Annotated in this window: 19 protein-coding genes; 11 read left to right on the top strand and 8 right to left on the bottom strand. The window is 71.5% G+C overall.

All coding sequences use genetic code 11. The annotated features are described in order from the left end of the window. Positions 1-88 precede the first annotated feature (88 nt). Positions 89-1,501, top strand: a complete 1,413-nt coding sequence (locus tag OHT74_RS07865; protein WP_328619828.1) for an NAD(P)/FAD-dependent oxidoreductase — start codon at positions 89-91, stop codon at positions 1,499-1,501. Positions 1,502-1,537: 36 nt separating this feature from the next. On the opposite strand, the gene OHT74_RS07860 is transcribed toward OHT74_RS07865, so the two are convergent. Next, positions 1,538-2,611 carry an ATP-dependent DNA ligase gene (locus OHT74_RS07860; protein ID WP_328619827.1) on the bottom strand — a complete coding sequence of 358 codons (1,074 nt, stop codon included), beginning with the start codon at positions 2,609-2,611 and terminating at the stop codon, positions 1,538-1,540. Between the two features lie 75 nt (positions 2,612-2,686). Here OHT74_RS07860 and ligD point away from each other — a divergent pair, with 75 nt between their 5' ends. From ligD to OHT74_RS07845, 3 genes are all read left to right on the top strand, one after another. Then, positions 2,687-3,706 carry a non-homologous end-joining DNA ligase gene (gene ligD / locus OHT74_RS07855; RefSeq protein WP_266661961.1) on the top strand — a complete coding sequence of 340 codons (1,020 nt, stop codon included), beginning with the start codon at positions 2,687-2,689 and terminating at the stop codon, positions 3,704-3,706. Positions 3,707-3,762: 56 nt separating this feature from the next. Then, positions 3,763-4,557, top strand: a complete 795-nt coding sequence (locus OHT74_RS07850; RefSeq protein ID WP_328619826.1) for a VOC family protein — start codon at positions 3,763-3,765, stop codon at positions 4,555-4,557. A gap of 81 nt (positions 4,558-4,638) precedes the next feature. After that, on the top strand, positions 4,639-4,893 hold the full coding sequence (locus OHT74_RS07845; protein ID WP_053790266.1) for a WhiB family transcriptional regulator: 255 nt from the start codon (positions 4,639-4,641) through the stop codon (positions 4,891-4,893). 111 nt (positions 4,894-5,004) lie between these two features. On the opposite strand, the gene OHT74_RS07840 is transcribed toward OHT74_RS07845, so the two are convergent. The 4 genes from OHT74_RS07840 to OHT74_RS07825 all read right to left on the bottom strand — a co-directional run bounded on the left by OHT74_RS07840 (position 5,005) and on the right by OHT74_RS07825 (position 9,139). After that, entirely contained in the window at positions 5,005-5,976 is a 972-nt protein-coding gene (locus OHT74_RS07840) for an acyl-ACP desaturase (protein ID WP_328619825.1), read from the bottom strand. Positions 5,977-6,215: 239 nt separating this feature from the next. Next, complete coding sequence (locus OHT74_RS07835; protein WP_328619824.1) at positions 6,216-7,856, bottom strand: ABC-F family ATP-binding cassette domain-containing protein; 1,641 nt, start codon at positions 7,854-7,856, stop codon at positions 6,216-6,218. Between the two features lie 262 nt (positions 7,857-8,118). Continuing rightward, positions 8,119-8,535: an SsgA family sporulation/cell division regulator gene (locus OHT74_RS07830; RefSeq protein ID WP_266661952.1), complete on the bottom strand. Its 417-nt coding sequence runs from the start codon at positions 8,533-8,535 to the stop codon at positions 8,119-8,121. A 187-nt stretch (positions 8,536-8,722) separates the two neighbouring features. Then, on the bottom strand, positions 8,723-9,139 hold the full coding sequence (locus OHT74_RS07825) for a (4Fe-4S)-binding protein (RefSeq protein ID WP_266997986.1): 417 nt from the start codon (positions 9,137-9,139) through the stop codon (positions 8,723-8,725). Between the two features lie 74 nt (positions 9,140-9,213). Between OHT74_RS07825 and OHT74_RS07820 the strand changes: the two genes are divergently transcribed. Continuing rightward, on the top strand, positions 9,214-10,338 hold the full coding sequence (locus tag OHT74_RS07820) for a WD40/YVTN/BNR-like repeat-containing protein (protein ID WP_328619823.1): 1,125 nt from the start codon (positions 9,214-9,216) through the stop codon (positions 10,336-10,338). Positions 10,339-11,299: 961 nt separating this feature from the next. Next, positions 11,300-11,842 carry a DoxX family protein gene (locus OHT74_RS07815; RefSeq protein ID WP_328619822.1) on the top strand — a complete coding sequence of 181 codons (543 nt, stop codon included), beginning with the start codon at positions 11,300-11,302 and terminating at the stop codon, positions 11,840-11,842. A gap of 767 nt (positions 11,843-12,609) precedes the next feature. Here the strand turns inward: OHT74_RS07815 and OHT74_RS07810 are convergent. Continuing rightward, positions 12,610-12,909 carry a YciI family protein gene (locus OHT74_RS07810; RefSeq protein WP_328619821.1) on the bottom strand — a complete coding sequence of 100 codons (300 nt, stop codon included), beginning with the start codon at positions 12,907-12,909 and terminating at the stop codon, positions 12,610-12,612. Between the two features lie 26 nt (positions 12,910-12,935). Between OHT74_RS07810 and OHT74_RS07805 the strand changes: the two genes are divergently transcribed. Further along, the gene (locus tag OHT74_RS07805; RefSeq protein WP_328619820.1) at positions 12,936-13,613 is read left to right on the top strand and encodes an endonuclease V; all 678 of its coding nucleotides are present in this window, start codon (positions 12,936-12,938) and stop codon (positions 13,611-13,613) included. A gap of 19 nt (positions 13,614-13,632) precedes the next feature. On the opposite strand, the gene OHT74_RS07800 is transcribed toward OHT74_RS07805, so the two are convergent. Further along, complete coding sequence (locus OHT74_RS07800; protein WP_266661940.1) at positions 13,633-14,856, bottom strand: saccharopine dehydrogenase family protein; 1,224 nt, start codon at positions 14,854-14,856, stop codon at positions 13,633-13,635. A 132-nt stretch (positions 14,857-14,988) separates the two neighbouring features. Beyond that, positions 14,989-16,608 (bottom strand): PKD domain-containing protein, encoded by a 1,620-nt coding sequence (locus OHT74_RS07795; protein WP_328619819.1) that lies wholly within the window; start codon positions 16,606-16,608, stop codon positions 14,989-14,991. A 426-nt stretch (positions 16,609-17,034) separates the two neighbouring features. Here OHT74_RS07795 and OHT74_RS07790 point away from each other — a divergent pair, with 426 nt between their 5' ends. The 4 genes from OHT74_RS07790 to OHT74_RS07775 all read left to right on the top strand — a co-directional run bounded on the left by OHT74_RS07790 (position 17,035) and on the right by OHT74_RS07775 (position 20,892). Then, on the top strand, positions 17,035-17,463 hold the full coding sequence (locus tag OHT74_RS07790; RefSeq protein WP_328619818.1) for an MmcQ/YjbR family DNA-binding protein: 429 nt from the start codon (positions 17,035-17,037) through the stop codon (positions 17,461-17,463). A 103-nt stretch (positions 17,464-17,566) separates the two neighbouring features. Continuing rightward, positions 17,567-18,715 (top strand): CaiB/BaiF CoA transferase family protein, encoded by a 1,149-nt coding sequence (locus tag OHT74_RS07785; RefSeq protein WP_328619817.1) that lies wholly within the window; start codon positions 17,567-17,569, stop codon positions 18,713-18,715. Beyond that, on the top strand, positions 18,715-19,740 hold the full coding sequence (locus tag OHT74_RS07780; RefSeq protein ID WP_266661934.1) for an LLM class F420-dependent oxidoreductase: 1,026 nt from the start codon (positions 18,715-18,717) through the stop codon (positions 19,738-19,740). The genes OHT74_RS07785 and OHT74_RS07780 overlap by 1 nt, the downstream gene beginning before the upstream one ends. Before the next feature lie 9 nt (positions 19,741-19,749). Next, complete coding sequence (locus OHT74_RS07775) at positions 19,750-20,892, top strand: acyl-CoA dehydrogenase family protein (RefSeq protein ID WP_328619816.1); 1,143 nt, start codon at positions 19,750-19,752, stop codon at positions 20,890-20,892. Positions 20,893-20,924: the final 32 nt, after the last annotated feature.

Below are 20,924 nucleotides of genomic sequence, written 5' to 3'. Positions count from 1 at the left end.
CGGGTTTCGGTCAGGGCCCGTCCGTGCAAGCTCTGAGCGGTCTGATCTTCGTACCGTTTCATCGGCTCAGAGGCTCGGGGGGCACGCAATGGCACATGTGATGGTCATCGGCGGAGGTGTCGGAGGGCTGGCGACCGCACTGCTCGCGGCGCGGCACGGACACACCGCCGAACTCTTCGAACGGGACACACGCGCCCCCGGCGCCGCACTCGACCGGGACTTCTTCGGCTGGCACCGGCCCGGCGTCCCGCAGGCCACCCAGCCGCACGCCCTGCTCGGCGCGGCCCGCACCGTGCTGCGGGACGAACTGCCCGACGTCCACGCGGAGATGCTGCGGCTCGGCGCCCGCGAACGGCACGAGCTGGACTGGTTCGAGGTACGCCCGCCCGCGCGGCCCGGCGACGAGGACCTCGTGATGCTGCAGGCCCGGCGCATCGTGCTGGAGAGTGCGCTCGCCACGGCCCTGCGCGCCGAACCGGGGGCGGTCATGCACCACGGGGAGCCCGTGACCGGACTGACGACGACCGGGCTGACGGACACCGGGCCCGGAGCGTCCGGGGTGCGCGTGACGGGCGTGACCACGCAGGACGGTGCGTACGCGGCGGACCTCGTCGTGGACGCGGGCGGACGGCGCGGCGGGGTCGAGCGGCTGCTGGCCGCGGCGGGCTGCCGTCCGGCGCTCGTGGAACGCCACCGCACGGGACTGGCGTACTTCTGCCGCTGGTACCGGCTGCCCGAGGGGCTGGAGGAGGGCCCGCGCCGGCCGTGGGCGGTGACCGGCGGCACGTTCGCCGGCTGCGCGGTCTTCCCGGCCGACAACCGGGTGTTCGCCGTGACCCTGTTCGTCCACACCCGGGACACCACCCGCTCCGCGCTGCGCGATCCCGCCGTCTTCGAGGCCGCAGCCCGGGCCTTCCCGCCCGGCGCGGCCTGGCTGGACCTGGGCGCCGAACCGCTGTCCGGCGTACTGGCCACGGCGAGCCTGGACAACCGGTGGACCGCGCTCGTCGACGAGCAGGGGCCGGTGGCGACCGGACTGGTGCCGGTCGGGGACGCGATCACGCACACCAACCCGACGCTCGGGCAGGGCACCTCGCTCGCGCTGTGGGCCGCCCGCAGGGTGGCCCGTACGGCGCACCAGGACCCCGGATCGGCGCGGTTCGCCGCCGAGTACCACGCGTGGGCCGTACGCACCCTGAAGCCGTGGTTCGACTTCCAGGTGGTGGCCGACGCGGCCATCGGCGAACGGTTCGCGACCCGGGCCGGGCGGACGGGGACGGCCCGCGAGGTGGCCGCGCTGTTCGAGTGCGCCCTGGAGGATCCCGAGGTGATGCGGGCCCGGGCGCGGGTCCGGCACCTGGCCGAGCCGCCGGAGCGGGCGTACGCGGACCCGGACGTCCGGGCCCGGGTGGCGCGCTGGCTGGCGGCCCGGCCGGACTACGCGCCGCACGTGGTGGGCCCGGACCGGGAGGAGTGGGAGAAGCTGACGGCGGGGTCCTGAGGACGGGTCCTGCGGCGCCGGGCCGGGGGAGGCCGCCTACGCGCCGGCGGTCGGGCCGAGGACCTCGGCGAGGTCGTAGCCGACGACCTCCTCGAGCTGGGCGTACGTACAGCTCTCCGGTGCCCGGTCGGGCCGCCAGCGGCGGAACTGGGCGGTGTGCCGGAAGCGGTCGCCCTCCATGTGGTCGTACGCCACCTCGCAGACGCGTTCGGGGCGCAGCGGCACCCAGGAGAGGTCCTTCTTGCCGGTCCAGCGGCTCTGCGCGCCGGGCAGCCGGGCGCTCTCGTGGGCGGACTCCTCGGCCCAGGCGGCCCACGGGTGCCCGGTGGTGTCGTCCATCCGCAGCGGTGCGAGCTCGTCCACCAGATCGGCGCGGCGCTTCATCGGGAAGGCGGCGCAGACCCCCACGTGCTGGAGGGCGCCGTGGTCGTCGTGCAGGCCCAGGAGCAGCGATCCGACAATCGGACCGCTCTTGTGGAAACGGAAACCCGCGATGACGACGTCGGCCGTACGCTCGTGCTTGATCTTGAACATGAGACGGGCATCGGGCCGGTAGGGGAGATCGAGCGGTTTGGCGATCACCCCGTCGAGCCCGGCGCCCTCGAACCGCTCGAACCACTCCTGCGCGAGCGCGGGGTCGGTGGTCGCAGGCGCGAGATGAACGGGGGGCCGGGCGGTGGACAGGGCGTCGGCGAGGGCGGTGCGGCGGTCGGTGAGCGGGGTGTCGAGGAGCGCCTCGTCGCCGAGCGCGAGCAGATCGAAGGCGACGAAGCTGGCAGGGGTCTTCTGCGCCAGCATGTCGACACGGGACTGCGCGGGATGGATCCGCTCGGTCAGCCGGTCGAAGTCGAGCCGCCCGCCGTGAACGATGACGATCTCGCCGTCCACCACGCAGCGGGGCGGCAGGTTGTCCTTCAGCGCGGTCACCAGCTCGGGAAAGTACCGGGTCAGGGTCTTGCCGGTGCGGCTGCCGATCTCCACTTCGTCGCCGTCGCGGTGCACGATCGCCCGGAAGCCGTCCCACTTCGCCTCGTACTGCATACCCGGCGGGATCTTGGCCACCGACTTGGCGAGCATCGGCTTCACGGGCGGCATAACGGGCAGATCCATGTCTTAGATTCTGCGGTGGTACGCCCCGACCCGCCCGGTATGCGCACCTGGCCGGGCCCGCCTACCGTGGCGCACATGGGTGCATCCGGTAATGCGATCGAGCTGGACGCGGGCGGGCGGACGGTGCGGCTGTCCAGCCCGGACAAGGTGTACTTCCCCGAGCGGGGCCTGACGAAGCTGGACGTGGCGCAGTACTACCTGGCCGTGGGCGACGGGATCACCCGCGCCCTGCGCAACCGGCCCACCACCCTGGAACGCTACCCCGAAGGGGTGGAGGGCGAGTCCTTCTTCCAGAAGCGCGCCCCCAAGAACCTGCCCGACTGGATCCCGACCGCCCACATCGAATTCCCCTCCGGGCGGTCGGCCGACGAGATCTGCCCGACCGAGCCCGCCGCCGTGCTGTGGGCGGCCAACCTGGGCTGCCTGACCTTCCACCCCTGGCCGGTGCGCCGCGAGGACACCGACCGGCCCGACGAGCTGCGCATCGACCTGGACCCGCAGCCGGGCACCGACTACCACCATGCGGTGATCTGCGCCCACGAGCTGCGCGACGTACTGGAGGACCTGGGCCTGCGCGGCTGGCCCAAGACCTCGGGCGGACGCGGCCTGCACGTCTTCGTCCCGATCGAGCCGCGCTGGACCTTCACCGAGGTCCGGCGCTGCGCAATCGCGATCGGCCGGGAGCTGGAACAGCGGATGCCCGGCAAGGTGACCACCGCGTGGTGGAAGGAGGAGCGCGGCGAGCGGATCTTCGTCGACTACAACCAGACCGCCCGCGACCGCACCATCGCCTCCGCCTACTCCGTACGCCCGCGCCCGCACGCCCCGGTCTCGGCCCCGCTGCGCTGGGACGAGATCGACTCCGCCGAGCCCCGCGACTTCGACATCACCACCATGCCCGCGCGCTACGCCGAACTCGGCGACCTGCATGCGGACATGGACGACCACGCCTTCACCCTGGACGCGGCCCTGGAACTGGCCGACCGCCACGAACACGACCACGGCCTGGGCGACATGCCGTACCCGCCGGACTACCCGAAGATGCCGGGCGAACCGAAGCGCGTCCAGCCGAGCCGCGCGAAGCACGAGGACTGAGCCCGCTGTCAGTGGCGGGTGCCATGCTCGTAGTGAGGACGGAAGGAGTACGGGTCATGCTCACGACGGACTACAAAGACGGTTCCCCGAACTGGGTCGACCTCGGCACGCCCAACCTCGACGGCGCCGCCGGGTTCTACACCGGACTGTTCGGCTGGGACTTCCGGCCGGGCGGCGAGGAAGCCGGCGGATACGCGATGTTCCACCTCGACGGCAAGACGGTGGCGGGCGGCATGGCCGTCGCGCCGGAGGAGGTCCGGTCGGCCTGGACGCTGTACTTCCAGAGCCCCGACGCGGACGCCACTGCGGCCGCCGTGGTCAAGGCGGGCGGCACGGTGGCCGTCGAACCCAGGGACGTCATGGGCCTCGGCCGGATGGCCATCTTCGCCGACCCGGCGGGGGTCACGTTCTCGATCTGGCAGCCGGGCAGGATCGAAGGCCTCGGTGCGGTGACCGACGTCGGCACCCTGTGCTGGACCGAGCTGTACACGGGCGATGTGCAGGCGGCCGCGGCCTTCTACGGCTCGGTCTTCGGCTGGGAGATCAGCGAGATGCCCTTCGAAGGCGGCTCGTACACGATGGTCAAGGCGGCGGGCACGCCCGACGACGCGGCCTTCGGCGGCCTGGTCCCGATCGGCTCGGACCCCGTGGAGGATGCCGAACGCCCCTACTGGACCCCGTACTTCGAGGTCGCGGACTGCGATGTGACGGCGGCCAAGGCCGAGGAGTCGGGTGGCAAGGTCCGGCTGTCGCCGGTGTCCATGGAGGGCGTCGGCCGCTTCGCGAAGCTGGCGGACCCCTACGGTGCGCGGTTCGCGGTCATAGCCAGCGCTCCCACGCCGGGGGCCTGAGGCCCTGCGTCGGCCGGGGAGTGGGCCCGTGTTGATCAGGCGTTGATCGGACGTCCATCGGCGGCGGTGAGTATCTCCGGCATGTCGATGAACACCGCTACCGCCACCACTGCCACCACCGCGCCCGCCTGGTACGACCTCGCCCTCTGCGCCCAGACGGGCCCGGGCTTCTTCTTCCCGGAGCCCGGCTCGTCCCTGCGGGACGCGAAGCGGCTGTGCGGGGCGTGCGAGGGCCGCGTGGCATGCCTGGAGTACGCCCTGGCCAACGACGAGCGCTTCGGCGTCTGGGGCGGCCTCTCGGAGTCGGAGCGCCTCGCCCTGCGCCCGCGCAGCTGACCGGGCCCGACGGCTGCGCAGGCCTGACGACGGCGCAAGCCCGACGGCCGCGCAACACGAAGCCCTGGCAGAGTACGGCTCTGCCAGGGCTTCGGTGACCGGTCCGAGCGGTCAGGCCTTGCGTGCCGCGATGCGGGCCGCGCGGGCGGCCAGGCGCTCGTCGAACTTGCGGGCCTCGGAGTCCAGCCCGTTCATGAAGAGCCCCAGCTCCTCCTGGGCCTTCCGGCCCTCGGGGCCGAGACCGTCGATGTCCATGATCTTGAGGAAGCGGATCACGGGGCTCAGTACGTCGTCGTGGTGGATCCGCAGGTTGTAGACCCCGCCGATCGCCATCTGGGCGGCCATGCGCTCGAAGCCGGGCATGCCGTGTCCGGGCATCCGGAAGTTGACCACGACGTCCCGCACGGCCTCCATCGTCAGGTCCGGGGCGAGCTCGAAGGCGGCGCCCAGCAGGTTCCGGTAGAAGATCATGTGCAGGTTCTCGTCCTGCGCGATGCGGGCCAGCATCCGGTCGCAGACCGGGTCACCGGACTGGTGGCCGGTGTTCCGGTGCGAGATGCGGGTCGCGAGCTCCTGGAAGGCCACGTAGGCCACGGAGTGCAGCATCGAGTGGCGGTTGTCGGACTCGAAGCCCTCCGACATGTGCTGCATGCGGAACGCTTCGAGCTTGTCCGGGTCCACGGCGCGCGAGGCCAGCAGGTAGTCGCGCATCACGATGCCGTGGCGGCCCTCCTCGGCCGTCCAGCGGTGCACCCAGGTGCCCCAGGCGCCGTTGCGCCCGAAGAGCGTGGCGATCTCGTGGTGGTAGCTGGGGAGGTTGTCCTCGGTCAGCAGGTTCACGACCAGCGCGATCTTGCCGATGTCGGTGACCTTGGACTGCTGCGGGTCCCAGGCCTCGCCGTCCTCGAAGAAGCCCGGGAAGTTCCGGCCGTCGCTCCACGGGACGTACTCGTGGGGCATCCAGTCCTTGGTGACCTTCAGATGGCGGTTGAGTTCCTTCTCGACCACCTCTTCCAGCGCGTACAGCAGCTTGGCGTCGGTCCACGCCTCCGAGCTGCCGAGGTGGGGAGAGGTGATCGTCACGGGTGCTCCTGGGGACAAAGCGAATTACCTACGGTTCCGTAGCCTACGAACCCGTAGGTTAAGCGGAGCGTGAGGAGCCGCCAAGCCCCAGGCGTTCATATGCCCGGTTACATCCGGTTATCTATGCAGTTTGTGGGCGTGCCAGAAGGGCGTGAGAGAGCGAAAGTCACGCCGACAGGTGGTCCCCGACGCCATTCCTTGACGCCGGGGACCGGGACGGCGGGGACGGGCGCAGCCCGTCACTCGTGCCAGAGTGCCTCCCGCACCTCCTCGGCCGTGGTCGGCCGCATCTCGCCGTCGAGCATCAGCCACCGCGTGATCCCGATCGACTCCAGGAACGGCACGTCATGGCTCGCCACCAGCAGCGCGCCCTCGTACGACTCCAGCGCGCCCGTCAGCTGTCGCACGCTCGCCAGGTCCAGGTTGTTCGTCGGTTCGTCCAGCATCAGCAGCTGCGGAGCCGGCTCCGCCAGCAGCAGCGCCGCCAGCGCCGCCCGGAACCGCTCGCCGCCCGACAAGGTGCCGGCCGGCCGGTCCGCCCGCGCACCCCGGAGCAGGAAGTGCGCGAGCCGCGCCCGGATCAGGTTGTTCGAGGCCTGCGGGGCGAAGCGCGCCACGTTCTCGACCACCGAACGGCTCTCGTCGAGCACGTCCAGCCGCTGCGGCAGGAACCGCGTCGGCACATGGGTCACCGCATCGCCGGACGCCGGCGCGAGCAGCCCCGCGATCGTGCGCAGCAGGGTCGTCTTGCCCGAACCGTTGCGGCCCACGAGCGCGATCCGCTCCGGACCGCGCAGCTCCCACTCGCCCACAGCCCTGGCCCCGTGCACCAGGTGCACATTGCTCAGGGTCAGGACCCGACGACCCGGCGGGACCTGCGTGGCGGGCAGCCGGATCCGGATCTCGTCGTCGTCCCGGACGGCCTCCACCGCCTGGTCCAGCCGCTCCTTCGCCTGCGCCAGCTTCTCGGTGTGCATGATGCGGTGCTTGCCGGCCGACTCCTGGGCCGCGCGCTTTCGGGCACCCATGACGATCTTCGGCTCGCGTTTCGAGTCGTTCATCTTCTGGCCGTACCGCTTGCGCCGCGCCAACTTTCCGTGGGCGTCGGACAGTTCCCGCTTCTGCCGCTGTACGTCGGCCTCCGCGACCCGGACCATCCGCTCGGCCGCGTCCTGCTCGGCGGCGAGCTGCTCCTCGTACGCGCTGAAGTTCCCTCCGTACCAGCGGACTTCGCCGTCGTGCAGGTCGGCGATCTGGTCGACCCTCTCCAGCAGCTCCCGGTCGTGGCTGACCAGGAGCATCACCCCGGACCAGGACTCGACCGCCGCGTACAGGCGGCGCCGGGCGCGCAGATCGAGGTTGTTCGTCGGCTCGTCCAGCAGCAGGACGTCGGGGCGGGCGAGCAGCAGGGCCGCGAGGCGCAGCAACACGCATTCGCCGCCGGAGAGTTCGCCGACCGTACGGTCCAGGCCGATCCGGGCGAGCCCGAGCTGGTCGAGGGCGGCCAGGGCCCGTTCCTCGACATCCCAGTCGTCGCCGACCGCGGCGAAGTTCGCCTCGGTGGCCTCGCCCGCCTCGATGGCGTGCAGGGCGGCGCGGGTGGCACGGATGCCGAGCGCCTCGTCGACGCGCAGGGCTGTGTCGAGAGTGACGCTCTGCGGCAGGTGTCCGACGGTGCCGGCCACCGACAACTGGCCGTCGGACGGGGTCAGTTCACCTGCGAAGAGCTTCAGCAGGGTGGACTTCCCGCAGCCGTTGAGCCCGATCAGACCGGTACGGCCGGGGCCGACGGCCAGGTGGAAGTCCTCGAAGACGGGAGTGCCGTCGGGCCAGTCGAAGGACAGGGCGGAACAGGTGATGAAAGCAGGGGCATGACTCATGGAGGCCTCCAGGTTGCGTGAGTGGTGCGTGCAACGCGGGGAGACAGCCGACGGTGGATACAGCCACAGCCACGGCCACGGCCATTGCGTCACGGTCACGGCCAGGGGCACGTGCTGACGAGGGTGGCGCGTTCGGTCGGTGTCTCGAACCTCAGACGAACAATGTCCTGCTCCGTTTCGACGGCGGTGGGGCGCCTACGAAACTACGGGCGGCCGGGGCCGCCCGCAAACGAATAACAGCGGCGGATCGGGCGGTTCGGCGTCAGCGGGGATCGCGCATGAGCTCGGCCAGGCTGTGGTCCATGTCGAGGTACAGGTGCTCCAGCCCCGGCGGCACGACCGTCGCGGCCCGTTCCAGGAACCGGTGCAGTTCGGCCGTCAGCATCAGCACGATCGCCACGCCCTCGGGCGCGTGGAACTCGATCGTGGTCCGGTCGATGTCGTACGGCCGCACCCGCACGTCGCCCCACCCCGTCGGGCGGTCCAGCCCCGATTCGAGGAGCTCGCGCGCGAAGGTCCACGAGACCTCGACGCCCTCGAGGGTGGCGGGGGCGGGGAAGGCCATGCGCACGGCGAAGGGATCCGCACGGTCGTAGCAGAGCGTGACGGGTACGGTCTCGACCTTCGGGGCGGTGGCGACCAGACGGGCCTGCACGGCCTGCTCGATAACAGTGATCAAGGCTCGCTCCCTTGCGGCGGATCTGCTGCCGGGCGTGGGTGGAACCCGGCAACCGGATAGACGCCGGAATCGGCAAATCCGTGCATGCGAACTGACGTGAGCTGTGTCACCGATTGGCTGGAACGCGTCCGTTTGATCGCACAGAGTGACGGCGCGAGTGGGTGTGAGGGGTGCGCGCGAAGGGGCCTCAGTCGCTGCCGCACGCTCCGGAGTGGTCGCAGAACGGCTGGTTACCGCTCACTCCACAGGCGCAAAGCATCGCCCTGGTCTCCCTGCGGACCGTCCCGTCGTGGGTCGTCACGCGCAGATCGCCGCGCATCACGAGCTGGCCGGCGGGCGATCGTACGACCGTGGTCGGCCGGTCCGGCTCCTCGGCCGGCCCGTCGTCCGCGAGCCGGTACTGCAGCGCGCCCGAGGGGCAGCGGCGGATCACCTCGGCCACCCGCTCCGGCTCGGCCCCGTCGGGCTGCACCCACGGACGCTTCCCCGAGTCGAACACCTCGGGCAGTCCGCCCACGCACTCGGCGGCGTGCAGACACCGGCCGGTGTCGTACGTGACGGTGATGCGCTTGCCGTCGTAGGCCTTGGGCTCCTTGGAGGGCATGGCCTCAGCGTAGGAACGCGGCGGCCCGGATGCACCCTGGACGCCGGATCCGGGGTGCATTAGCTTCCGGCGCCATGAGACTTCTGGGAGTTGGCATGTGCGCGGCGGCTCTGACGGTGGGGCTGCTGGCCGCCCCCGCATACGCGGAGGAGGACGTTCCCGACGCGCAGGGGTACGACGTGCAGGGGTACGACGCGCAGGGGTTACGGGGCGTGGGCTGGGCGCTGAAGGCGACCGGCAAGGACTCCCGATTCCGCGGGCTGGCCGCGGTCAGCCGCTCCACGGCCTGGCTGGCCGGCTCCAAGGGCACGGTGCTGCGCACCGTGGACGGCGGCCGCAGCTGGCGCGACGTCTCACCGCCGGGCGCGGTCGCGGAAGGCCTGGAGCTGCGTGACATCGAGGCCTTCGACGCACGGCGCGCGGTGGCCCTGTCCATCGGGGAGGGCGAGGCGTCACGGGTGCTGCGCACCGAGGACGGCGGCGCCACATGGACCGAGACCTTCCGCAACCCCGACCCGCGCGCCTTCTACGACTGCCTCACCTTCTTCGACTCCCGGCACGGGCTGGCCATGAGCGACCCGGTGGACGGCAGGTTCCGGATCCTGTCGACGGACGACGGCGGCCGGAACTGGTCGGTGCTGCCGAGTACGGGCATGCCGGACGCCCTGCCGGGCGAGGCGGGCTTCGCGGCCAGTGGCCAGTGCCTGGTGAGCGCCGGGTCGCGCGACGTCTGGCTGGCCACGGGCGGCGGTGCGGCCGCCCGGATCCTGCACTCGGCGGACCGCGGCCGCACCTGGCGGGTCGCCGAATCGGGCATCCCGGCGGGCGACCCGGCCAAGGGGGTCTTCGCCCTGGCCTTCCGCGACCGCACGAGGGGCCTCGCGGTCGGCGGCGACTACCGCACCGGCGAGGCTTCCCCGCAGGCCGCGGCCGTATCGGCGGACGCGGGCCGCACCTGGCGCCCGGCCCACACCCCGCCACCCGCGTACCGCTCGGGCGCGGCCTGGCTCCCGCACCTGCGCGACGCGGGCCTGGCGGTGGGCCCGACCGGCACGGACGTCACGACGGACGGCGGCAGGAGCTGGCGGTCGCTGACGCCGGGCTCGTTCGACACCGTCGACTGCGCCGGCGACGGGGGCTGCTGGGCGGCGGGGGAGAAGGGGCGGGTGGGGAGGCTGGAACCGCAAGAGGGGTCGTGACGCTCGATCAGGAGTGGGGGTGCTCGGCGGGATGCCCTGTGGGGTGTCCTGTGGGGTGTTCCGTTGGGTGTTCTGTGGGGTGTTCCGTGGAGTGGTGAACAGGTCCATTCCCGGGTAGCGGCCGGTGACGAAGCCCGCCGCCTTGTACACGGGCTCGCCGTCGGAGCCGGCGTGCAGCTGGATGTGGTGGATCCCGTTGCCGTTCAGCCAGGCGGTGAGCCCGTCGACGATCCGCTCGAGGAACCACCCACGGGCGACATCCCGCCAGGCGGCATCGAGAGGCCGGGGCCAACCCCAAGGGCGGCAAGGGCCACGGCCGAAGCCGACCAGCTCGGGTATGCCGGCGGGGTCTGCGGGGTCTGCCGACTCGGTGTCGGTGTGGGTACGGGGGCGTCCCGTCAGTCCACTGTCCTTCCGGTGCGGTCCGGGCCGTCAAGGGCGCTCCTCCTTCGTCGTCGCGTCGCTTCGCGATGGCCTTCGGCCACCCTTGACTGCCCGGCCCACCCCGGAAAGACAACAGACTGCCGGGAAGCCCCCGAAGGATGGCCGGGGGGTTCAGGGTTCCGATCAGCTCCGATCAGAGATGCTGAGCAGGGGTGCCCGTCCATCCGCACTCAGCCCACCAGGACCAGCGATCCGGGCCGGTGATGGTGCGCTGGGAGGGGACGGCTCCCTGAAGGGCCCATAGTTCCCCTTTCCGGGTCAGGGTGGGGTCAACCTGCACCAGACAGCGACCAGATGCCCATGCCGGTGCGAGTAGGCCCGTGGACGCGTCAGATCGCTACGCGCTCCTCTCTGCGAGGCGTCCGACGACCGGCTGGGGCTGGGGGTCGGCGAGGGCGTGGTTCGGCCTGCGCCGAACGGGTCGACGATGGGGTCCGACGACGTTGCGGCCTGGGCATTTCAGAGCACCGTCATAGGGTGGCCGTCGTTCACGGGGGACGGAAGAACGGACACGTTCATGGCGTACGAACTACGGGACCGCGCGATCTTTCGTGCCACCCGGACTCCTGACACCACCGCCACCCACGACGTCGGCCTGCTTGTGCTTCGGCTCGTCGTCGGCCTCACCATGGCCGGCCACGGCACACAGAAGCTCTTCGGCTGGTTCAAGGGCCCGGGCCTCACCGCGACCGGCAAAGGCTTCTCGATGAGTGGCTATCCCGCCGGGGATGCCATGGCTGTGATCGCCGGACTCTCCGAGATCCTGGGTGGCCTCGGTCTCGCGCTCGGCCTGCTCACTCCGCTCGCCGGTGCGGCCTTGACCGGTACCTTCATCAACATCCTCGCCATTCGGGGCTTGAGTACCTTCTTCGCCCCCAAGGGTGTGGAACTCGAGTCGGTGCTCTTCGCCGGAGTCGTCGCCCTCACCCTCACCGGGCCGGGCCGCTCTTCCGTCGACCACTTCCTCCCCGTCCTGCGTGAGTCGCGGCCCCGGTACTCCGTCCTCGGGCTGCTCCTGGGAGTCGTAGCGGGATTCGTCGTCCTCCTCATCCGCGACTGACCCCCCTTCAACCGCCGTCCTGGAGTCGTCACCAGCGCGCTTGTCGTCCACATGAGGGCATTCCGAGGCGAAAAAGCGGCCAGACGGAGTCTGCTGCCGGATTTCTCGACCTCACACTCCGACAGGCGCCCATTCACCCCTTACCCGGCCGCCAAAACGGGACAAAACCCGCCCTCGCGTCGCTGGGGACGTGTGTAGCGATCGTGGGCGGCTTGTGAGCGGCCCCAGCCGGTCGTCGGACGCCTCGCAGAGAGGAGCGCGTAGCGATCTGACGCGTCCACGGGCCTACTCGCACCGGCATGGGCATCTGGTCGCTGTCTGGTGCAGGTTGACCCCACCCTGACCCGGAAAGGGGAACTATGGGCCCTTCAGGGAGCCGTCCCCTCCCAGCGCACCATCACCGGCCCGGATCGCTGGTCCTGGTGGGCTGAGTGCGGATGGACGGGCACCCCTGCTCAGCATCTCTGATCGGAGCTGATCGGAACCCTGAACCCCCCGGCCATCCTTCGGGGGCTTCCCGGCAGTCTGTTGTCTTTCCGGGGTGGGCCGGGCAGTCAAGGGTGGCCGAAGGCCATCGCGAAGCGACGCGACGAAGGAGCGCCCTTGACGGCCCGGCACGCACCGGAAGGACAGTGGACTGCCGGGAAGCCCCCGTACCCACTCCGACACCGAGCACACGGACCCCGCCCCATGACCTCCCGACCGACCTCTCCCGACGCGGACCGCACGAACCCCGCCCCCCGCGCCCGCCCCCCCGCCCCCGCCCCCTAACCCACCGGATTCTCCCGCACCGCCGCCAGATCCCCCGACGTCTTCGTCGCGATGAACTCCGTGATGCGGTACTCGCAGACGCCGGCCAAGGTGAAGGGGTCCTCTGCCGCGATGCGTTCGATCTCCGCGCGGGAGACCCCGGCCGCCAGGACGATGCCGCCGTCGCGCGGGACCTTGCGGCCCGAGGCGAGGAAGACGCCCGATGCGTAGTAGCCGTCCAGCCAGGCGATGTGCGCGTCCATCTCCTCTTCGACGGCTTCGACGGGTGCGGTGTAGGTGAGCTCCATGACGAACATGATCGCCAGGCTACGCTCGCACCATCATGACGAGCGTAAAGACCCCCGCCGACGAGGCCGAGGCCCGGGCGATACAAGACGAACTCCGCCATCACGTCGTGCTCGACGAGACCGGCCCGCCGCCCGGACGCGGGCTGGTCGCGGGCGTGGACGTCGCCTACGACGACGAGCGCGACCTGGTCGCCGCCGCGGCCGTCGTCCTCGACGCCGCCACCCTCGAGGTCGTCGAGGAGGCGACCGCCGTCGGGCACGTCAGCTTCCCGTACGTGCCCGGGCTCCTCGCCTTCCGGGAGCTGCCCACCGTGCTGGCCGCGCTGGACGCCCTCACCGCGGCCCCCGACCTCGTCGTCTGCGACGGCTACGGGCTCGCCCACCCCCGCGGCTTCGGCCTCGCCTGTCACCTCGGGGTGGTCACGGGCCTGCCGAGCATCGGCGTCGCGAAGAACCCGTTCACGTTCACCTACGAGGAGCCCGGCGCCCTGCGCGGCGACGCCGCGCCGCTGCTCGCGGCCGACGGCGCCGTCGTCGGGCGGGCGCTGCGTACGCAGGACCGGATCAAGCCGGTGTACGTCTCCGTCGGCCACCGGGTCTCGCTCGACAACGCCTGCGCCCACGCCCTCGCGCTGAGTCCCCGCTTCCGGATCCCCGAGTCCACCCGGCACGCCGACTCCCTCTGCCGACGGGCCCTGCGCGAAGCCTCCTGACCACCGCCTGCTACTTCTGCTACTTCTGCGCGGCCACCCGGAAGCGGATGCCGGCCTTCTGGAGCCGGTCCAGCAGGGCGTCGCCCATCGCCACCGCCGTGGTGAGCTGGCCGGCTCGCTCCGGCAGGGCGTCGTACGCGAGGCACAGCGCCGACTCCGCCAGCATCTTGGCGGTCTCCCCGTAGCCCGGGTCGCCGCCCGAGACCTCGGTGAACACGCGTCGGCCGCCGCCCTCGCCCACGAAGCGGACCGTGAACCAGCTGCGCGCCCGGCGCTCCGCGTCCGGGCCGCGGCCCGGCTCCCAGCGGCTCATCAGCCACCGCCGGGCCGCCGGGAGCTGTGCCAGGGCCGCCGTCGCGCCGACCGCCGCCGTACCGCCGACGGCGACCGGGAGGTGCTTCACCGAGGCGTACTGCCGGTAGCGGAAGTCCGGCCCGTACCGCTCCAGCGCGGCCGCCGAGCGGGTCACGATCCGGGGGTCCAGGGTCGGCAGCGGCAGCGCCCAGGCCCCGGTCTCCCGGCTGAACCGCGGGGCGCCCAGGGGTCCCCGTACGCGTCGTTCCAGCAGCCGGGGCTCGTGCAGCCGGCGCTCGTGCGCCGCGGCCAGGGTCTGCGGCCCGCGGCCCATGACGGTGAGGACGGAGGCCAGGGTCCCGCCGGAGAAGACCGCGTTGGACCGCATGAACCCGTCCACCCGCAGCGGCACGCCCTCCGGTAGTCGTCCCACGGTGAAGTAGGCGCCGAGGTCGGCCGGGATCGAGTCGAAGCCGCAGGCGTGGACCAGCCGCGCGCCGGTCTCCCGGGCCCGGGCGTCGTGCTCGACGTACGTCCGGTCCACGAACTCCGGCTCGCCCGTGAGGTCCACGTAGTCCGTGCCGGCCGCGGCGCAGGCGGCCACCAGCTCCGCGCCGTACAGGACGTACGGTCCGACGGTCGTGGCCAGGACCCGCGTGGAGGCGGCCAGTTCCCGTACGGCCTGTGCGTCTGCGGCGTCCGCGCGGAGCAGCGGCAGCGACGCGCACCCGGGGTCGAGCGCGGTCAGCCGCTCGCGCAGCCGCTCCAGTTTGCCGAGGTCGCGGCCGGCGAGGGCCCACCGGCAGCCGGCGGGGGCGTGCGCGGCGAGGTACTCGGCGGTCAGGGCCCCGACGAACCCGGTCGCGCCGAAGAGCACCACGTCATAGGCCCGGTCACGATGGCGCTCACGCCCCACGGCCTCGTCGCTCCGGCGAACCTCTTCGTTCATCACGGCTCCTCCCTGCTCCCGGCTCCTGTCGGTGGCTGAGGCTAGCGCGCGGCCACGGTACGAAGAACAGCGCCCCGGGGGCGGCCTGGACGGCCGTTCCCGGGGCGCTGCATCCGGCGCAGGAAGGATGGGTCAGTTGTCCTGGTACATGCCGAAGACGTCGACGACGAGGTCGATGTTGCCGTCGCTCTGGTTCCAGAAGTCGATGACGCCGGTGCCGCCGGTGCTCGCCTGGACCAGGTTCGGGACGGTCTTGCCGGTCGTCCAGTTCAGGGTGGAGGAGGTGGGCGGCGCGGGCGGGCCCGCCGCGTCGTTGTCGTACTCGTCCAGCGTGTTGGGGTCCGGGGCGACCGCGAGGAAGCCGCTGTCCTTGGTGTTGGTCACCGTGGCGTTCAGGACGAAGCCCGTGACGCCGGAACCGGGCTCGGCCATCGCCGTGTAGATGTAGTCGCGACCGGCCAGGGGGCCGTAGACCGGGTCCTTGGGGTCGCGGGTGTCGATCATCCGCTCCGGGGTGAACGGCAGGTAGGAGCCCTTGCTCTGCGGGCTGTAGTAGCCGACGACGTCGACGATGACGTCGGCCGGGTTCCAGCCGCCGTTGCGGACGCTGATCTTCCCGTCGGGGCCGACCGGGACGATCACCGAGTTGGCGACGGTCTGGCCCGTGGTGAAGTTCACGTTGGACGCGGTCGGAGCCTGCTGGCCGCTCGGGTAGACGGTCAGGTGGCCGTCGCTGCGCGGGTTGGTGACGGTCACGTTGAGCGCCACGGCGGTGACGCCGGAGGCCGGCACCTTGCCCAGGCCGGTGATCTGGGTGCTGAAGGACCCGTACCCGGCGAGCTGGCCCTTGGCGGTGCCCGTGCCGCTGCGGGTGTCGACGAACCGCTGCGGCGTCAGCGGGGTGTAGCCGCTGGAGGCGGTCTGCGTGAAGTAGCCGGTGACGTCGGCGATGAGGTCGACCGACTCCCAGCCGCCGTTGTACAGGTTGACGTAGCCGTTCGGGCCGACCGGCACGATGACCAGGTTCGGGACCGTCTGGCCGGGGACGAAGTTGACGTTCGACGTGCTCGGACGGTCGTCGCCGTCGGCGAAGGCGGTGACGTGGCCGCCGCTGGTGGTGCCGGTGACGGTGACGTTGAGAACCACCGCGGTCACGCCGGCGGGGATGGAGCCGTTCCCGCCGACCTTCAGGTGCGCGGAGGTGTACGCGGCGACCTTGCTCTTCGGGGCGCCGGTGCCGTTGCGGGTGTCCAGCAGACGGGTCGGGCCGTACGGGGTGTAGTCCGAACCCGCGGTCGTGAACGCCACCTCGTTGGTGACCGTGGTGTTGGCCGCCGTGTCCGTCACGGTGACCTTGACGGTGTAGGTGCCGAGCTCCGCGTAGGTGTGCTCGGAGGACACGATCTGGGTGCCGGAGGCCGAGGCGGCGGTCGTGGCCCCGTCGCCCCAGGCGATGCTGATGTCGAGCGGGGTGGCCGAGCTGGTGACGGAGCTGTCCAGCGCGATCGCGTGCGCGCTGACGGCGAACGCGTCCAGGCCGACCGCGAGGGTCGGGTTGGCGGCGTCGGCGGCTTCCGCCATGGGGGCGGCCGCGAGCCTGCTCTTGGCGGCCGGTGCGGTCGCCGCGGTCTGCCGGGTCGAGTGGTCGGCCGGGCTGTGGAACGTGGGGCCGTCCTTCACGCCGGCCTGGGTCAGGTCGGGCGTGGTGACGCCACGGGCACCGCCGGCGGCCGGGTCGGCCGCGTGGGCCATGCCCGGTATGAGAGAAATGCCGGCCGCGAAGACGGCCGCAGATGCTGCGAGTCGGCGGTAGGACACCGAGCCCCCTATGTTTCCGTGAGCCCTTGGCCAGGGCTGAAAGCTCGCTCAGATTACATAGCTCCTGAGCTTCCGGTTAAGGCCCCCCGCCTTAACTTCGCCCGCCTGCCGGGAGCGCCCCGAAGGCGGCCTGGAAATCACCTTCGGTCTGCTGTGATCAGCGGTTTTGACTTCTCGTATCAGTTGTCCGGGTAGGCCCCGAAAAGATCGAAGGCGAGGTCGATGTCGCCATCGATCTGATTCCGGTAGTCGATGGAGCCGGTGCGAAAGGCCGTGACGGTCCGGTTGCCCGGACGGTGTCGGGGGCCGGCGCTAGCGTGAGGAGCGACTGTCCGTGCGAGCAGGTGTGACCTGTGCTGAGTGGAGGCGTCCAGGAAGGCTGCGGTGCGCAAGTGGGAGGCGGTGCGGGAGTTCGCCCGCGGGCTGCCGGAGGCCGTCGAGGAGTTTCCGTGGGGTCCGGAGGACTGCGTCGTGAAGGTCAACAAGAAGATCTTCGTCTTCCTGGGCAACGCCGACGGCCCGCAGCCGCCCGGGCTCTCCGTGAAGCTCAAGGACGAGGCGCTGCACGGCCACGCCATGACCGCGCCCGGGGCGGAGCCGACCGGGTACGGGCTGGGGAAGGCCGGCTGGGTCTCCCTGCCGCTGGGGGAGAAGGGGGCGCCGTCCCTCGAGGTGCTGTGCGAATGGGTGGAGGAGAGCTACCGGACGGTCGCCCTCAAGCGGCACCTGAAGGAGCTCGACGCGCGGCTCGTAGGGCGCCCCGGGGCGCGAAACGAGTCAACCGGCTAAGCGCTTGCTCTTGTGCTGAGTGGAACACGTTCCTAGCATCGCTGGTGTTACATCAGTTGTGTCACACAGTGGCGGTAGTGGTGCCAGGGATGCTGGGGGCTCGATGGCAGTGACAGGGAACGTGCCCGGCAACGGCCCGCTCGCGGGCGTGCGCGTCGTCGAACTGGCGGGCATCGGCCCGGGCCCGTTCGCCGCCATGCTCCTCGCCGATCTCGGTGCGGACGTCGTACGGGTGGACCGTCCCGGCGGCGGCGGGCTCGCGGTCGATCCCGCGTACGACGTCACCAACCGCGGCAAGCGGTCCGTCCTGGTCGACCTGAAGTCAGCCGAGGGCCCCGCCCGCGTGCTGGACCTGGTCGAGCGGGCCGACGTGCTCATCGAGGGCTTCCGCCCCGGAGTCGCCGAGCGGCTCGGCGTCGGCCCCGCCGACTGCCACGCCCGCAATCCGGGGCTCGTCTACGGCCGGATGACCGGCTGGGGCCAGGACGGCCCGCTCGCGCACACCGCCGGGCACGACATCGCGTACATCGCCGTCACCGGCGCCCTCGGCATGATCGGGAATCCGGGCGAGCCCCCGGCCGTCCCCGCCAACCTCGTCGGGGACTACGCGGGCGGCTCGCTCTACCTGGTCATCGGGGTCCTCGCGGCCCTGCAGCACGCCCGCACCCCGGGCGGCACCGGCCAGGTCGTGGACGCGGCCATCGTCGACGGCACCGCCCACCTCACCGCCATGATCCACGGGATGATGGCGGCCGGCGGCTGGCAGGACCGGCGCGGGGCCAATCTCCTCGACGGCGGCTGCCCCTTCTACGGCACGTACGAGACCTCCGACGGCCGGTACATGGCGGTCGGCGCGCTGGAGCAGCAGTTCTACGACACCTTTGTGGAACTGCTCGGCATCGAGGACGGGGCCCCGGCCCGCAAGGACATGGCCCGTTGGGGCGAGCTCCGCGAGACCGTCGCCGCCCGCTTCAAGTCCCGTACGCGGGAGGAGTGGACGGCGGTCTTCGAGGGCTCCGACGCCTGCGTGGCACCCGTACTGTCCCTGCGCGAGGCGCCGCAGCACCCGCACCTCGCCGCCCGCGCCACCTTCACCGACTTCGGCGGGATCGTGCAGCCCGCCCCCGCGCCCCGGTTCTCGGCCACGCCGGTCGCGGTGGCCTCAGGCCCGGCGCAGCCGGGGGCCGACACCGAATCCGTGGCCCGCGACTGGGAAGTGCCGGGCCTGACCGCGAAGGGCGAGGGCGCCTGATGGAACTCTCCATGATGCTCGACTACTCCGGGGACCCGCGCCGGGCCGCCGACGAGGCGGCGGCGCTGGAGGCGGCCGGGCTCGACGCCGTGTGGGTCGCCGAGGCCTGGGGCTTCGACTCCCCGACGATCATGGGTTATCTGGCAGCACGCACCGAGCGGATGAAGATCGGCTCGGCCATCCTCAACGTCTACTCCCGCACCCCCGCCCTCGTCGCCCAGACGGCGGCCGGGCTCGACGCCATGTCGGGCGGCCGGGCGCTGCTGGGCCTCGGCGCCTCCGGCCCACAGGTCGTCGAGGGCTGGCACGGGAAGCCGTACGACAAGCCGCTCGGCCGGACCCGCGAGACCGTCGAGCTGTGCCGCCGGATCTGGCGCCGCGAGACGATCGACCACCACGGCATCACCGACATGCCGCTGCCGCCCGAGAAGGGCGGCCGGCACGGCAAGCCGCTGAAGATCCTCACCCGGCCGGTCCGCGACGCGATCCCCGTGTACATCGCCTCGCTCGGTCCCGCGAACGTACGGATGACCGCAGAGATCGCCGACGGATGGCTGCCCACCCTGTTCATCCCGGAGAAGGCGCACACGGTGTGGGGGAGCGCCCTCGCCGAGGGCGCGGCCCTGCGCGCCCCGGAGCTCGGCCCGCTGCAGACCGTGGCGGGCGGGCTGCTCGCGATCGGCGAGGACGCGGCCGCCGTACGGGACCTGGCGCGCCCGCAGATCGCGCTGTACGTCGGCGGGATGGGCGCGGTCGGCAAGAACTTCTACAACGACCTCGCCGTCGCCTACGGCTACGAGGAGGAGGCCCGCAAGATCCAGGAGCTCTACCTCTCCGGCCGCAAGCGCGATGCGGCGGCCGCCGTCCCGGACGAGTTCTGCGAGCTCATGACGTTGTGCGGGCCGCAGAGTTACGTACGCGAGCGGGTCGAGGCCTTCCGGGAGGCGGGCGTCACCATGCTCAACGTCACACCCGTCGGTGCCGAGCCGGCCCGGCTGATCGAAACCGTCAAGAGCTGGCTCTAGGGGGCCCCGATGCAACGCCGCATCTTCGACGCCGACCACGAGGCGTTCCGCGAAACGGTCCGCACCTTCCTCACCAAGGAGGTGCTGCCGCACTACGAGCAGTGGGAGAAGGACGGCATCGTCAGCCGTGAGGCCTGGCGGGCCGCCGGCCGGCAGGGCCTGCTGGGCCTGGCCGTCCCGGAGGAGTACGGGGGCGGCGGGAACACCGACTTCCGCTACGCGGCCGTGATCGCCGAGGAGTTCACCCGGGCCGGGGCGGCCGGGCTCGCGATCGGCCTGCACAACGACATCATCGGCCCGTACCTGACCTCGCTCGCCACGGAGGAGCAGAAGCGGCGCTGGCTGCCCGGCTTCTGCTCGGGCGAGACGATCACGGCGATCGCGATGACCGAGCCGGGCGCGGGCTCCGACCTCCAGGGGATCCGGACCAGCGCCGAGGACCGGGGCGACCACTGGGTGCTCAACGGCTCCAAGACCTTCATCTCCAACGGCATCCTGGCCGACCTGGTGGTCGTGGTCGCCAAGACCACCCCGGAGGGCGGGGCGCACGGACTGTCGCTGCTGGTGGTCGAGCGGGGCACGGAGGGCTTCGAGCGCGGCCGCAACCTCGACAAGATCGGCCAGAAGGCGCAGGACACCGCCGAGCTGTTCTTCCACGACGTACGCGTCCCCAAGGAGAACCTGCTCGGCGAGCTGAACGGCGCGTTCGTCCACCTGATGACCAACCTCGCGCAGGAGCGGATGGGCATCGCGATGGCCGGCATCGCCGCCGCCGAGTACCTGCTGGAGATCACCACCGCGTACGTGAAGGAGCGCGAGGCCTTCGGGCGGCCGCTCTCCAAGCTCCAGCACATCCGCTTCGAGATAGCGGAGATGGCCACCGAGTGCGCCGTCACCCGCACCTTCCTGGACCGCTGCATCGTCGACCACTCCAACGGCGAGCTGGACCACGTCCACGCCTCGATGGCCAAGTGGTGGGCGACCGAGCTCCAGAAGCGGGTCGCCGACCGCTGCCTGCAACTGCACGGCGGGTACGGCTACATGAGCGAATACCGGGTCGCACGGGCCTTCATCGACGGCCGCATCCAGACCATCTACGGCGGCACGACCGAGATCATGAAAGAGATCATCGGCCGTTCGCTGCTCGGCTGACCGCCCCCATCGACGACCTCCCCCATCGATGA

The sequence above is a fragment of the Streptomyces sp. NBC_00354 genome (assembly GCF_036106915.1).
Lineage (GTDB): Bacteria > Actinomycetota > Actinomycetes > Streptomycetales > Streptomycetaceae > Streptomyces.
Note: the sequence above shows the minus strand (reverse complement) of the source record. Positions and strands in the feature narration are given on the sequence as shown.

Bases quoted from the DNA above. Each gene is read 5' to 3' on its own strand.
- OHT74_RS07810 (WP_328619821.1), bottom strand. From the start codon at position 12,909: ATGTTCGTCATGGAGCTCACCTACACCGCACCCGTCGAAGCCGTCGAA.
- OHT74_RS07865 (WP_328619828.1), top strand. From the start codon at position 89: ATGGCACATGTGATGGTCATCGGCGGAGGTGTCGGAGGGCTGGCGACC.
- OHT74_RS07835 (WP_328619824.1), bottom strand. From the start codon at position 7,856: ATGAGTCATGCCCCTGCTTTCATCACCTGTTCCGCCCTGTCCTTCGAC.
- ligD (WP_266661961.1), top strand. From the start codon at position 2,687: ATGGGTGCATCCGGTAATGCGATCGAGCTGGACGCGGGCGGGCGGACG.
- OHT74_RS07815 (WP_328619822.1), top strand. From the start codon at position 11,300: ATGGCGTACGAACTACGGGACCGCGCGATCTTTCGTGCCACCCGGACT.
- OHT74_RS07780 (WP_266661934.1), top strand. From the start codon at position 18,715: ATGGAACTCTCCATGATGCTCGACTACTCCGGGGACCCGCGCCGGGCC.
- OHT74_RS07805 (WP_328619820.1), top strand. From the start codon at position 12,936: ATGACGAGCGTAAAGACCCCCGCCGACGAGGCCGAGGCCCGGGCGATA.
- OHT74_RS07850 (WP_328619826.1), top strand. From the start codon at position 3,763: ATGCTCACGACGGACTACAAAGACGGTTCCCCGAACTGGGTCGACCTC.
- OHT74_RS07795 (WP_328619819.1), bottom strand. From the start codon at position 16,608: ATGGCCCACGCGGCCGACCCGGCCGCCGGCGGTGCCCGTGGCGTCACC.
- OHT74_RS07825 (WP_266997986.1), bottom strand. From the start codon at position 9,139: ATGCCCTCCAAGGAGCCCAAGGCCTACGACGGCAAGCGCATCACCGTC.
- OHT74_RS07800 (WP_266661940.1), bottom strand. From the start codon at position 14,856: ATGAACGAAGAGGTTCGCCGGAGCGACGAGGCCGTGGGGCGTGAGCGC.
- OHT74_RS07775 (WP_328619816.1), top strand. From the start codon at position 19,750: ATGCAACGCCGCATCTTCGACGCCGACCACGAGGCGTTCCGCGAAACG.
- OHT74_RS07820 (WP_328619823.1), top strand. From the start codon at position 9,214: ATGAGACTTCTGGGAGTTGGCATGTGCGCGGCGGCTCTGACGGTGGGG.
- OHT74_RS07845 (WP_053790266.1), top strand. From the start codon at position 4,639: ATGTCGATGAACACCGCTACCGCCACCACTGCCACCACCGCGCCCGCC.
- OHT74_RS07785 (WP_328619817.1), top strand. From the start codon at position 17,567: ATGGCAGTGACAGGGAACGTGCCCGGCAACGGCCCGCTCGCGGGCGTG.
- OHT74_RS07860 (WP_328619827.1), bottom strand. From the start codon at position 2,611: ATGGATCTGCCCGTTATGCCGCCCGTGAAGCCGATGCTCGCCAAGTCG.